Genomic DNA, 13,316 nt, shown 5'->3' with positions numbered 1-13,316 from the left:
AGTTTCAGCCCGGTTCGTTCGGGCTGAAAATTTGATCGTGCTCCATTACACGACGCAAACGATCCGCCGGTGCCTGCATCGACGGATCGTTTTGTTTTTCAGACACACACAAAGCTGCCTCAATTCGAAATCCAGAGAATCATGAGAAATCAAAACGATCTCCACGACGTTGAAGCCCGCTGCACCGAAGAACAGCCGCCTGCATGCAGCGCGGGATGCCCCCTCGGAATAGACGTACGCGCTTTTGTTCTTGCCATGAAGGAAAAAAGCTTCAGCAAAGCATGGAAGCTGCTGGAAAGGGGCATGCCCCTGCCCGGCGTAACTGTACGGCTCTGCGAAGCACCATGCGAAAATTTTTGTCTGCGCGGAGAACTCGGTGACGCGATAGCCATCTCCGCCCTGGAGAAGGTCTGTCTGCGGGAAGCGGAACATTCCACTCCCATCCGCCCCCTGCCGGCCCGGGGAAAAAAGGTGCGCTGTATCGGCGGCGGCGCCTCATCTCTCGCCTGCGCATGGGATCTCGCGAAGAAGGGATACAGTGTGGAAATTGTTGCTTCTGAAGGCGGTGCCGGAGCTGCATTGAAAGCCCGTCTGCCGGAAGGTGCTCTGGAAAAAGAGCTCGAAAAACTGGAGGGGATGAACGTGCGGTTTCGCACCACAACCTCTCTTACGGCAGAAGAACGTGTCACGGATGAAATCGACGCCCTCTATATCGGCCACGATGATTTCACCAGCGGCCTCCCTGCCGATCTGGCCTGTGATGAATTCACCCGCCAGTGCAGTACTCCCCAAATTTTCACCGGTGGTGCTTCGCCACAGGACTCATTCATTACAGGACTCTCCGATGGCCGCCAGGCGGCACTCTCCATCGACCGCTTTCTGCAGAATGCATCTCTCACCACCGGCCGTTTTCCCTTACGTCACGGGCAAACCACCCTTTCCCCGGAGACAGAGGGAATCGAACACCTGCCACGGATTGCCCCCGCCGGTGACATGTATACCGCTGAAGAGGCTGCCGCAGAGGCCGCCCGCTGTATCGACTGTCATTGCCTGCGCTGTGTTCGCGCCTGCGTTTATCTACAGGAGTACGGTGATTTCCCGCGTAAACACGCCCGGGCCATCTTCAACAACTTCTCCATCTACCAGGGGGTTCACGGCGCCTACTCTCTCATTGACTCCTGCTCTCTCTGCCGTCAGTGTGAAGAGATTTGCCCCACGAACTTCTCCATGGCGGATATCTGCCTTGACGCCCGCGAACGGCTGGTAGAGGCCGGTGATATTCCGCCCAATGCCCACTACTTTGCCCTGCAGGAAATGCACCACGCTCAAGAGGAGACGAGTCTGCTCCGTCACGCCCCCGGCCATTCCGCAAGCAAAGTCCTTTTTTACCCCGGCTGCCAGCTTGCCGCCATGCGTCCGCAACAGGTATGGATACTTTACAACTACCTGCGCGGAATCGAAGAAGAGACCGGTATCTGGCTCGACTGCTGCGGAGCACCCGCACACTGGGCGGGCAGAAAGGCTGAGACGAAAGAGATCAACGCCCGTTTTCGTGAACGCTGGCTGGAGATGGGCAGTCCAAAGATTGTGACAGCCTGCTCGTCCTGTCTTGAACATTTTCGTGAAGATGGTGGTCTTGAGGTCGATTCAGTGTGGAATCTGCTGGTAAAATTTCCTCCAGAAGGAATCCACGCCGCGAACATCCCCCTCGCCCTTTCCGATCCCTGCACCGCACGCTGGGACGAAGAAACAAAGGAATCGGTCCGCACCCTGTTACAGGATTGCGGGCAGCAGCTCGCCCCTCTTGCCGCTTCTGGTAAAACCACCGAGTGCTGCGGTTTCGGCGGACTAATGGAAAATGCCAACCCGCAACTCGCTCAAAAGGTGATTGAAGCACGGGTCGCCCAGTCCGAACAGCCCTTTCTCACCTGGTGCGCCATGTGCCGTGACCGTCTTGCCAAAACCGGCAAACCGGTCTACCACATCCTTGACCTCATATTCCCCTCTCAGGCCAGGGATCCGGCAGAACCGCCCGCCACGATCTCCGAGCGCAGATACAATCGCCACCTGCTGCAAAAGAAGTTTCTCGTTGAACTCTACGGCGAAAAAGAGACCGCTGATAAACCGTGGGACTCAATCAACATTGACATGGAGGAGGATATCCGGTTGCTGCTCGACTCCCGCCACATTCTCGAAGATGACATTCGCCGGACTCTCGCCGCACGGGAAGAATCCGACGCCTTCTTCGTCAACAGCGACGGCCGTGAACGGGCCTCGGCAAAACTCGGCGACGTCACCTTCTGGGTGGAATACCGCCGTGAAGGCTACATATACCATATCCTGCGGGCCTGGAGCCATCGCATGAATCTTGTTAAAGAAGGAGATTAAGAATGGATCTGCGATTTATTCCCGACGATATGAACTGGATTTGCCAGCCCTGCGGTGTGCCTCTTGAAGCACGAAAGGTGGAGATCACCTACCTCAATGCCTCTTTTAAGGTGGAGTTGCCCGTCTGTCCGAAATGCGGGCGAATTATGGTGGAAGAGGAGCTCGCCACCGGGCGCATGTTTGAGGTAGAACAACTGCTTGAAGATAAATAGATGATGAAAACCCTCTACCTCTCTCCCCCGGTGCGCGAGGCCCTGCCCGCCGCCATCCGTCCGGGTGGTTTGCAGCTCACCCGCCGAATGATGGAACTGGTCGACGTGACCGGGCGCACGGTGGTGGACGCGGGCTGCGGCACTGGCGTTTCACTCTCTCTTCTCGGCGAGCGGGGTGCGGGGAAGCTGTGCGGCATAGACCTGCAGATGGATTTACTGCGGGAAGCACATAAACGGGGGATTGCCACAGCCTGCGCTCCCATGGAACACCTGCCCCTGGCGGATAACTGCTGTGATCTGCTCCTCTGTGAATGTGCGTGGAATCTCAGCAACCGGCAGGCGAGCCTTAAGGAGTTTCGCCGCGTTCTCAAGCCGGAAGGAAGACTGGTGATAAGCGACATATTCTCCCGCAGCGGGAAAACGGCGCAGTGGCCGGTCTCCTGCTGTTTCGCCAATGCGGCACCTCTTGCCGTCACCCGCGAGCTGGTGACCGACGCCAGCTTCTCCATCGAAGCACTGGAGGATCACACCATCCTGCTCAAGCAGACGGCAGCAGAATTTGTCTTTCAATACGGCAGTCTCGAAGGATTCTGGGAACGGGTAACCGGCAACCGTGAATCCGCCCGGGCGGCCTGTTCTGCCGGACACACAACTCTGCCGGGGCTGTTTCTCCTGCTGGCAAAAAACAGCTCAACAACCTTTTCAGAGGCAATACCATGAGTCAATACGACAGTGACATCCTGCAACTGGCTGGCAAAGGCTACTGCTGCTCCCAAATGCTCCTGCAACTCGCTCTTGATATGCAGGGGATAGAAAATCCCGGCCTTATCCGTGCCGCGCAGGGACTATGCACAGGCGGCGGCGATGCCAACGGCAACTGCGGAGCACTCACCGGCGGGCAATGCCTGCTCACCTATTATCTCGGCAAAGGTTCTCCACAGGAAAGTGCCTCCGACCGCCTGCCACTGCTGCTCTCCGAGCTGAGATCGTGGTTTGTCGAGCGCACCGCCGTACACGGCGGCACTCTCTGCCATGACATTGCCCCCACTCCAGACGCATATCTATCTGTCTGCCCCGGTATTATTGGCGATATGGCGGAAAAGGTCTTTGCACTTCTCATGGCAGAAGGCATTGAGTTGAATGAACTGAAAGAGGAGCTGTAACCCCCATGGCCACCCCCATACATACCACCTCCAGCCTCTGTCCGGTCTGTCTCAAACGCCTCCCCGCAACGCTGACGCGGGAAGGTCACGAGATTCTTCTCACAAAGAACTGCCCGGAACACGGCTCTTTTTCCACTGTCGTCTGGCGGGAAGTACCTGGTGCCCCCCTCTTTGACTCCTGGCAGCGCCCTAAACTGCCCCACAAGGGCGGCAACCGACAAACCCCGGTCAGTGACGGCTGCCCCTTTGATTGTGGACTCTGCCCCGCCCACAACCAGCGCACCTGCACGGCGCTGATTGAGATCACCTCCCGCTGTAATCTCGGCTGCCCGGTCTGCTTTGCCAGTTCCGGTGAAGGCACCCATAGAGAACTGGCGGAGGTGAAAAAGATGGTGGAGAGTGTTTTCAAAGAGACCGGCGGCTGTAATCTGCAGCTCTCCGGAGGTGAACCATCAATCCATCCGCAACTGCTGGAGATTATTCGCCATGCCGACAAAACCGGCTTTGAATTTATCCAGCTCAACAGCAACGGACTGCGTCTCGCCGAAGACCCTGCCTTCTGCCGCGAGCTGAAAGAGGCGGGACTGAGCTCCGTGTTTCTCCAGTTCGACGGTATCAACGACACGCCGTATCGTGCCCTGCGAGGCCGTCCACTGATTGACGTAAAGAAACGCGCCATCGCCAATCTGTCCGCAGCCGATATCGGCATCGTGCTGGTACCGGTGATTGTACCGGAACTCAACACCTCACAGCTGTGGGAGATTGTCCGCTTCGGGCTTGAGCATCAGCCTTATGTACGCGGCGTCCACTTTCAGCCCATCAGCTACTTCGGCCGTTTTCCCGCAGAGTTCACCCCCCGGCACTTCACCCTGCCTGAACTCATGGCCGGACTGGAACAGCAGAGCGGCGGCAGAGTCCACGCGACAGATTTTGTGCCACCCGGCTGCGAGCATGCCCTCTGTTCCTTCTCCGCCAAATATATCACGCAGACCGACGGCAGTCTCACCCGCCTCGGCAGCGGCAGCTCCTGTACCTGTACTCCGCAACCCGCCCTGCAGGGTGCGATCAAATCCATTGGCGTTACCGCCCGGCAGTGGAGCAGTCCCAACACATCGGAGACTCCACCGAAAGACGACCTCGAACGCTTTATCCAGCGGGCGAAGAGCCACAGCTTTACCATCTCCGCCATGGCCTTCATGGACGCCTGGAGTCTCAACCTCGAACGCCTGCGTGGCTGCTGCATCCATATCGCGCAACCCGACGGCCGCCTGCTCCCGTTCTGTGCCGCCAATCTCACCTCAATCTCCGGCCGAAGCCTGTACGGGAGAAAACAGTGAAACGCACCACCGTTGACACGCTCACCGCCCGCCAGACAGCCCTCGCCGAGTCACTGAGCCGTGAAAGCCTTGATGCCTGGCAGCTTGACCGGCTCAATGCCACCCTGCGCCATGTCACCGCCAGTCCCTTCTACCGTCGACATCTTACGGGCATCGCGCCCCTGAACTCCCTCGCCGATCTTTCCCGGCTCCCCTTCCTCACCACTGGCGATCTGCGCAGCGAAGGGCTGAATCTGCAATGCCTCTCCCAGAGTGAGATTGCCCGGATTATCACCCTGAACACCAGTGGCAGCACCGGCGCGGCCAAACGCATTGCCTTCACCTCCGGGGAACTGAAAGCAACCCGTGAGTTCTTCCGCGAGGGGATGGAGAATCTACTGCGCCCGGAGGAACGGGTCCTTGTCCTGCTTCCCGCCGACCGCCCGGACAGCACAGGCGATTTGTTGCGCAGCTGCCTGCCGGAAAAAGGCCATCCGACCTTCATTCACTGGCCCCCCGGCACCCCGCAGCAATGTGCCGCTGTCGTTGAAGCACACGGCGCCAACTGCGTTATCGGCCTGCCGCAGCACCTTCTCTCTCTTGCTGAAACACTGGGGAAAAGGCATCCAGTCTGCACCGTTCTGCTGAACTCCGACTACGCACCGCCCGCCCTGCGCCAACGTATTGAGGCATGCGGCATCACCACTTTTCTCCACTACGGCGCGACCGAAACCGGCCTCGGCGGCGGCGTGGAGTGCGACCACCACCACGGCTGCCACCTGCGCGAGGCGGACATCCTCGTGGAGATCATCGATCCACAGACGGGGGTACCCCTCGCCGAGGGTGAAACCGGTGAGATTGTTCTCACCACCCTGCGCCGCCGCGCCATGCCGCTGATTCGCTATCTCACCGGCGACTCCGGTGCCCTCACTCGTCAGCCCTGCGCCTGCGGCGGCATCACCACCCGTCTGCTCGACATCCATCGTCACCAGGGCTGCGACACCCCTCAGGGCTTTCTCTCCAGCCGCCAGCTCGATGATCTGTTCTTTGCCCTGCCCGGACTCTTCGACTACCGCGCCGCCCTTGCTCCAGAAGGGCTGCACCTCGAATATCTTGCCTCCGAAGAGATCTCTCCGTCACACTTTACTCCCCCATCAGGAATTCCCCTCGCCAGTGCGAAACGGGTGCCTGGCTGGACACAAAAACATACCTTCAAAAGGATTCTACGCGATCTCCGCTGACTCTTTTCAGGAAAGTATGGCAAATTTTTTTCTCGGCGTTTACAACCACAATGATTCCTTATAAACTGCCCGCACACTTAATAATATAGAGGTAATTCATGCGAAATATTCTTAACCCTCTCCTCGACATCCTCCGCCGGGGCGACTCCGCCATCTTTGGCACCATTGTTGAACAGCACGGTTCGGCTCCCCGTGGCTCCGGGGCAAAAATGCTTGTCACCGCAGACGGAACCCTGTACGGAACCATCGGCGGCGGACCGGTCGAAGGCGGCAGCCAGCACAGAGCAGCCACCATGTTTAAAGAGGACAGTGACTTTCTCCTCCTGTCCTATAATCTCGATAACGAGACCGCAGCCAACGCCGGCATGGTCTGCGGCGGCGCAGTAAAGGTCCTGCTGCGGCGCATCACGCCGGAACACCTGCCGCTCTTTGAAGAAATCAAATCCGCCTATGCCGGCCGCAGACGCCCCGTCCTGGTGATTTCGCTGCCCGCCGATGGCGTCCCGCAACTCACCCTGCTCAGCAACGGCACCTTCATCGGCGCAGAACTGGATGAGGATACCGCCGGCGAGGTCCTGCACAAAACGCAGAAATGCCGGACTCCTTACACCCTTGGTGCAACCTCCGGCCTTTTCTATGTAGAACCACAGATCGATACCGGGACTCTCTGGCTGGTGGGGGCAGGACACGTCAGCCTCGCCACGGCAAAAGCCGCCGCTTTCGTCGATTTCACCGTACGGGTAATGGATGACCGTGCCGAATTCGCCAACAGCTCGCGCTTCCCCAAGGCTGAGGATGTACAGGTGCTGAAAGATTTCTCAAACTGCTTCCCCACCCTCGGCCCGGATGACTATGTCGTCATTGTCACAAGAGGACATTCCCACGACCGCGAAGTCCTGGAACAGGCCCTTGCCAACTCTCCGGGATATATCGGTATGATCGGCAGTCGTAAAAAACGTGACACCACATATCGCCTGCTGCAGGAAAAAGGCGTCACTGAGAAGCAGCTCACCGCAGTCCACTGCCCGATCGGCCTCTCCATCGGCGCTGACACTCCGGAAGAGATTGCAATCTGCATCGTCGGCGAGCTGATTCGACATCGCGCTGGTATTGAAAGATGAAGAGCGGTGCAATAATTCTTGCGGCAGGATTCTCATCCCGCATGGGCGACTTCAAGCCGCTGCTTCAGCTGGAAGGGAAAAGTCTGCTCGCTCATTGTGTGGATACATTGACTGAAGGCGGGGTAAACCGAGTGGTTGCAGTTATCGGCCACCGTGGTGATGAGGTCCGCAAAGAAGCCAAAAAACTGGGCATACGCTGCGTAACGAATGTACATTACGAGAAGGGAATGTTCTCCTCAGTACAGGTCGGAGTGGAAGATATGGAAGGACAGGATGCGTTTTTCGTCCTGCCGGTAGATATTCCGCTGATACGCCCCGCCACCATTAAGATGCTGCTCAAGGCCCATAAATCGAAAAAGGTGACCTACCCTGAATTTGCCGGAGAAAAGGGACATCCCCCACTCATCTCCGGAGAATTGCGCAGGGAGATTCTCGACTCCGATGGCAGCGGCGGCCTGGCCGCTGTACTGGAGAAATCTTCCAGCCTTAACGTAAAAGTGTGGGATCGCCATATCCTGCACGACGCTGATACCCCCGAGGCCTTTGCCAATCTCGAAAAACGTGCGGCCCGGTATGATATTCTCACCCCGGAGGAGGCGGATATCCTTGCCGAAACAGTGATGCCGCCCCGGCTGGCAGCCCACTGCAGCTTTGTGGCAAAAATCTCTCTTGCCCTTGAGAAAGGGATGCGCCAGAGTGGCGTCGAGGGACTTGACCGGGAGTTAATCTACGGCTCTGCGCTGCTGCACGATATCTGCAAAGGACAGTCACATCACGCCATTGAGGGAGAAAAACTTCTGAATTCCCTCGGCCTGCAGCGCATGGCGGCAATAGTCAGGGTACACAGTCATATAGAACCACCGGAGCATGGTATTCTCAGCGAAAAAGAGATTGTCTGTCTCGCCGACAAGCTGGCGCACGGCAGCAGCCGCGTTGCCCTGAAAAACAGGTATAAAGAGAAATTACACATCTATAAAGACGATAAGGAGGCATGCCGCTGTATCAGGCTCCGCCTTCGCCAGGCCGAGCAACTGGCTGAACTTTGGGAAAAGTCCGCTGAGGTGAAGTTGGAAACCTGGCTGAAATCAGAGGAGTTACCATTATGAAGCAGAGAAAAATATACCTTCTGCGCCACGGCGCTATTGAAATACCGAATCCGAAACCCTTTATTGGCCAGATGGAACTGCCCCTCACGGAAGAGGGTCGGGAACAGATGAAGAAAAGCGGTGAATGGTTGAAAGACAAAGATATTGAAGGCATCTTCACCAGTCCGTCAGGTCGTTGCAGAGAGAGTGCAGAGATCGTGGCAAAAGAGACGGGTGAACAGCCGATTGAGATCCTCCCTCAGTTTCAGGAAATTAACCTCGGCAAGTGGGAGGGAAAAACAGTCGCCGAGGTGAAACGCTTGTTCCCAGGAGCCTACGAGGCGCGGGGCCGCAACTTTGACCAGTATCGCCCTTCCGGTGGAGAGAATTTTCAGGATCTGCTGCAGATACGGATCCATCCCGCCTTCCTCAAACTGACCCGGGAGAAAGAGGGCAATATTGCCATTATTGCCCATGCCGGCACCAACCGGGTCCTGCTCTCATGGCTCTTACAGATGCCCATCAAGGGAATTTTCAACCTTGATCAGACCTATGCCGGGGTGAATGTCATTCGTCAGAATGGTGAAAAATTTCATGTGGAAATGATCAACTACGTCCCGCAGTAATCTTCCGGATACCTTGAAGTCTGTCCTGTATTCCCGCAGGCCCGAAGGTGTCGTTACACGATACACTTCGGGCCTGCCATTTTCCCTCTCTCAACAGGCACACGTTTCCATTTCAACCTGGTAAACATAGGGGGAGAGAACCTCAACGCAGTCTCAACGCGACTCACGCCGTCGGAAGACTTCAACCCTTGCGGGAGGAATGTTGAACAGGATGGTGCGGAAGTGCAGAGAATCAAAAGTGGCGTGGAGTGGCCCCCGGCCATTCAGGCGGTAGGTAAACTGAATGAGAGGGGCATCAGCGGCGAGCATGGAACTAATCTGACAGATAATGTTTTCCACGACCACTTTCGGAAGTGAAAGCAGAGGCAACCCGGAAACCACGGCATGAACCCGCGGTGAACCAGGAATCTGACTGTAACAGAAAGCTGCATCCCCTTGAATTATCTGCACTTTCGGGAAGCGTTTGCGCAGCAGATCGGCAAGGGAAGGACTCTGTTCCACCACTACCAGCTGTTCCGGCGGCACGCCCCGTTCGAGCAGCGCGGAAGTGATCCGGCCGGTACCTCCGCCCAACTCCACGACAACACCATCCACCGGCAGCGACACCTCAGTCGCCATCATTCTCGACAACATCTTCGAACTCGGCACACAGGCCCCAATGGTACGCGGACTCCTCGCCAGTGCCCCCATGAACGCGGCACCGGATATCGCCGGGGCTATCATGCGGCGGACAGCTGCCTCACCGGGACGACGGCCAAGAATAACAGCACGCATCCGCCGACGAAAACGGTGGGGTTGGAGAAAGTCTCTTTTGTGAAATGGCAGTGGATTGGTCATGTAGTTATAAGGAGTGGGGAATGAATTCCAACATTATGTCAGGTTCCCCAAAAAGCAGTTTCAACCTACACCATTCCCAATTTCTTTTCCAAGAAACAATAGATAAAGAGTCTTCCCGTAAGAAAATTTCATGGATGAAAAGTCAGAAAGGTACCTTCAGGATCTTGTCAGGCCTCCCAAAACCCCTCAGCTGCTTACTTCCTTTTGCTTCGGTTAATATCATTTCCCGACTGACGCCAGTCTCTATCCCCTTCCCGTCGTTCTCCATTTTCCTTCCTTTTCTCAGGTACTCCGCGCCAGCTCTTCTCCTCCCCGTTGAGAAGTCGTCTGATATTCTCATGGTGTTTGAGTATAATGAGCAGAGCCACAAGGAAGGCCGCAACAATCGCCACCCGGGGTGCATCAAGGATCCACAGCCAGAACGGCAGCAGTCCCGAAGCAAGAACGGAGGCAAGCGAAACAAAGCCGGACACCAGCACTGCCACCACAAAAACTCCGAGACTGATGCCAACAGCCACAGGCGACAACACGAGAAAAACTCCGAGCCCGGTGGCCACCCCCTTGCCTCCCTTGAAACCAAGGAAGCAGGAAAACATGTGTCCAAGCACCGACATCACTCCGGTGAGGGCAATAATCAATTCGCGATTCCCATACTCTTCAGGCAGCAGCAGAGAGGTAAGCAGCATCGGCAGACTGCCCTTAAGCACATCGCAGATCAGCGTCAACACACCGAACTTTACGCCCGCCACCCGGTTAACATTGGTGGCGCCGATATTTTTGCTGCCCTGCAGGCGTACATCCACCCCCGCCATACGACCGATCAACAACCCGAAGGGAATAGATCCAACAAAATAGCCAACAGCAGGCAGCAACAGAAAAAGCAGTGAATACATGATTCTACTCCGGATTGAGGTTAAACCATAGGGACCCCATAAACAAAGGGGGGTGGACAACTGTCTGAAATGATTTTTTCACAATAATTTCAGTTAGTTGTCAAGTTTTATCGTGATTTTTCAAAAAGTTATGGAAAAAGACAAAAAATTTCACCGCGAAGGCCGCGAAGAGCAAAGATATAATACCATTCCTATTAAGTTATACCCCGTTTTGTATCCTGTTTATCCATTCGTGGTTACAAACGACAAAAGGAACCACGAATGAACACGGATAAACACGAATTATTACTCATTCGTAATCGCCAAAAAAGATGTCTACGCAGTTGTGTTCTCTGGTCAATACAAAATATAAATGGTATAACAACAGCAATTCTCTGTTTCATTTTAAAGGGAATCTTGAATCTTTTTCTTAAATTTTTTTGCCTTCTTTCGCGTGTCTCGCTGGCTCCCCAATCTTTGTCTTTCCGTCTTTTGCCTTTCCCTGTCTCCTTTCTCCGCTTTTGCCTTCCTTCGTGTTCCTTCGCGTTCTTCGCGGTAAAAATTGCCTTACCGCTTTTTGTTTTTCCCTTTCTCCCTTTGCCTTCCTTCCCGTTTCAATTTCGATGAACTCTGTGTTCTTTTTACAGTATGCGCCGGGCACACCAGTATTTTGAATTCCAGTAACCGGAATACCCATCCACCGGCTGCAGGGCGGAAATGGAGACCCCCTTTGACGACGAGACGTGCATAAAACGCGAATTACCGAGGTACATCCCCACATGCCTGACATTCCAGCCGGTTCGGAAAAAGACCAGATCACCGGGCTGTAACTCCTCCCGCCGGAGTTTCTTCCCATAGCGCACCATTTCGACGACTGTTCGCGGCAGATTTACTCCAAGCAGACAGCGCACCGCCTTCTGTATGAAGGCTGAGCAGTCCATTCCATGCCGACCATTCTCACCGAGCCGCCAGGGGACCCCCTTCCAATTGTTATAAAATTGTGCCATCTGTTGCTCGAAGGGGATTTCCGCCCCCCCCTGCCACTGATAAATTTCCTCCTGTGGCAACGCATGACGAACCTTCTTTCCCGTACAGCCACTCAGGGCAAACGAAATCACCACGGCGAGCAGAATCGCCGTACTCCCCCTCTGCGGGCAAAACTTCATCAACATTATGTTCCTCTTCCTGGCGGGAGCAGAGTACCTGCCGGTCCCTCTGTCACTCCCTCCACAAAATTCAGCTCACGCCCTGCGGCACGCCCCGACACATACCCGGCCCTGCTCACTCCTCCCTGCGCCGCAGTGGTTCGCAGACACGGATAACACCACTGTACATACTCTGCAAGACAGTGATCGGCGAGAACCACCAGTGCATCCTCTTCGAGCGTCTCCCTTTCTGTACCCGATACCACCTCTTGCTGAAGTCTCATTTTATCAGAAAACCCCTGAACGACACCAACAAAATAACCTCCACGCTGAGAGCGGGACAAACGTCCGAGTGAAGCACGGTCGCGCTGCCACAGTCGCACGACATGATTTTCGATAAATCGCCAGCAATACTCCGCTACTTTCACATTTTCCGGGCGACCAAGGATATCGACCGCCATGGATGATCTGCCGGACGCTGCATCAAAACTCTGCAGCAGGATAATTTCTACCGGAAAATTCTCCCGAATCATCGCCCCGAGAAAGCGCTGCCAGCGGGCCACGTTCCGGCGATGCAGCACAAGGCGGGTGCGCACATGGCGAACCTCCTTCGCCCCCGGATCAAGGCGTTCAAGATGATATTTTACTGAGAGTTCCCGCGCCCGGGCCAGCGCCAGCTCGGCCTCATGGGGATTATCGGATCCAGCAAGGGCAAGCAACTTCTCGACCCGGCCAAAAATTCTGCTGAAGGTGCTGCCACTCCCCTTCCGCCACACCTCCGCCTCCTCGACAATGCGCCGAAGATCCACCCTTGCCCGACGGTACGGCAACTCGACCCGCAGCAGTTTACAGGCCTCCTGAAAACCGCTGCCGTGGCAGCGTCCCGCACTTCCCGATAACAGCTCCGGCCGCTCACTGACCAGCTGGTGTGCCATTTCATGACGGAGAACCTGCTCCACCACCGTCCACGGCCAGTCGAGCATCAACTCTTCGCTGATGCTGAGGGTACGGCTCTCTGCCTGCCAGGAGCCGTAACAACCGCTGGCAGTAAGCACAAAGATCGGTGTTTTCAACTCCACTTCACACTGATGACACGTGTTGGCCCAACTCTCTCCAAGGTAGAGACTGCGCAGCTCTTTGAGTCGATTTTCATGGAATTGAGACGATTTCATAGATCAATTTCTCCGCAGATACCGCATGTTTTTTGTAGAAAAATATAAGGGGACATTGAATACTCACCAACACTTGCCGAACTGGCAAAAATATATATGCCGGATTCTCTTGATAAGTTTACGTGCCCAGTGTATAAG

13 protein-coding genes are annotated in these 13,316 nt (G+C 55.7%); 9 read left to right on the top strand and 4 right to left on the bottom strand.

Features of this window, described 5'->3' with window-relative positions; all coding sequences use genetic code 11:
• The first annotated feature begins 141 nt into the window (after positions 1-141).
• From JWG39_RS07825 to JWG39_RS07785, 9 genes are all read left to right on the top strand, one after another.
• On the top strand, positions 142-2,388 hold the full coding sequence (locus JWG39_RS07825; protein ID WP_205218831.1) for a pyridine nucleotide-disulfide oxidoreductase/dicluster-binding protein: 2,247 nt from the start codon (positions 142-144) through the stop codon (positions 2,386-2,388).
• A gap of 2 nt (positions 2,389-2,390) precedes the next feature.
• Complete coding sequence (locus JWG39_RS07820; protein WP_205218830.1) at positions 2,391-2,600, top strand: DVU_1557 family redox protein; 210 nt, start codon at positions 2,391-2,393, stop codon at positions 2,598-2,600.
• Positions 2,601-3,320: a DVU_1556 family methyltransferase gene (gene trsM, locus JWG39_RS07815; protein ID WP_205218829.1), complete on the top strand. Its 720-nt coding sequence runs from the start codon at positions 2,601-2,603 to the stop codon at positions 3,318-3,320.
• Positions 3,317-3,763, top strand: coding sequence for a DVU_1555 family C-GCAxxG-C-C protein (locus JWG39_RS07810; RefSeq protein WP_205218828.1), 447 nt, complete (start codon positions 3,317-3,319; stop codon positions 3,761-3,763). The genes trsM and JWG39_RS07810 overlap by 4 nt, the downstream gene beginning before the upstream one ends.
• A 5-nt stretch (positions 3,764-3,768) precedes the next feature.
• Positions 3,769-5,100 carry a radical SAM (seleno)protein TrsS gene (gene trsS, locus JWG39_RS07805; protein ID WP_205218827.1) on the top strand — a complete coding sequence of 444 codons (1,332 nt, stop codon included), beginning with the start codon at positions 3,769-3,771 and terminating at the stop codon, positions 5,098-5,100.
• Entirely contained in the window at positions 5,097-6,320 is a 1,224-nt protein-coding gene (locus JWG39_RS07800) for a DVU_1553 family AMP-dependent CoA ligase (RefSeq protein ID WP_205218826.1), read from the top strand. The genes trsS and JWG39_RS07800 overlap by 4 nt, the downstream gene beginning before the upstream one ends.
• Before the next feature lie 98 nt (positions 6,321-6,418).
• Positions 6,419-7,441 carry an XdhC family aldehyde oxidoreductase maturation factor gene (locus tag JWG39_RS07795; RefSeq protein ID WP_205218825.1) on the top strand — a complete coding sequence of 341 codons (1,023 nt, stop codon included), beginning with the start codon at positions 6,419-6,421 and terminating at the stop codon, positions 7,439-7,441.
• Positions 7,438-8,547 carry a DVU_1551 family NTP transferase gene (locus tag JWG39_RS07790; RefSeq protein ID WP_205218824.1) on the top strand — a complete coding sequence of 370 codons (1,110 nt, stop codon included), beginning with the start codon at positions 7,438-7,440 and terminating at the stop codon, positions 8,545-8,547. Before JWG39_RS07795 ends, JWG39_RS07790 begins: the two co-directional genes overlap by 4 nt.
• The gene (locus JWG39_RS07785) at positions 8,544-9,152 is read left to right on the top strand and encodes a histidine phosphatase family protein (protein ID WP_205218823.1); all 609 of its coding nucleotides are present in this window, start codon (positions 8,544-8,546) and stop codon (positions 9,150-9,152) included. Before JWG39_RS07790 ends, JWG39_RS07785 begins: the two co-directional genes overlap by 4 nt.
• A gap of 153 nt (positions 9,153-9,305) precedes the next feature.
• Here the strand turns inward: JWG39_RS07785 and JWG39_RS07780 are convergent, their stop codons facing one another.
• From JWG39_RS07780 to JWG39_RS07765, 4 genes are all read right to left on the bottom strand, one after another.
• On the bottom strand, positions 9,306-9,989 hold the full coding sequence (locus tag JWG39_RS07780; protein ID WP_205218822.1) for a class I SAM-dependent methyltransferase: 684 nt from the start codon (positions 9,987-9,989) through the stop codon (positions 9,306-9,308).
• 194 nt (positions 9,990-10,183) lie between these two features.
• Entirely contained in the window at positions 10,184-10,882 is a 699-nt protein-coding gene (plsY, locus tag JWG39_RS07775; protein ID WP_205218821.1) for a glycerol-3-phosphate 1-O-acyltransferase PlsY, read from the bottom strand.
• 620 nt (positions 10,883-11,502) lie between these two features.
• The gene (locus tag JWG39_RS07770; RefSeq protein WP_205218820.1) at positions 11,503-12,033 is read right to left on the bottom strand and encodes an NlpC/P60 family protein; all 531 of its coding nucleotides are present in this window, start codon (positions 12,031-12,033) and stop codon (positions 11,503-11,505) included.
• Complete coding sequence (locus JWG39_RS07765) at positions 12,033-13,178, bottom strand: DUF2786 domain-containing protein (RefSeq protein ID WP_205218819.1); 1,146 nt, start codon at positions 13,176-13,178, stop codon at positions 12,033-12,035. Before JWG39_RS07765 ends, JWG39_RS07770 begins: the two co-directional genes overlap by 1 nt.
• Positions 13,179-13,316: the final 138 nt, after the last annotated feature.

Origin of the sequence: Desulforhopalus vacuolatus (assembly GCF_016918505.1) — a bacterium.
GTDB lineage: Bacteria > Desulfobacterota > Desulfobulbia > Desulfobulbales > Desulfocapsaceae > Desulforhopalus > Desulforhopalus vacuolatus.
The sequence above is the reverse complement of the archived record's forward strand: the minus strand, read 5'-3'. Positions and strand labels throughout refer to the sequence as shown.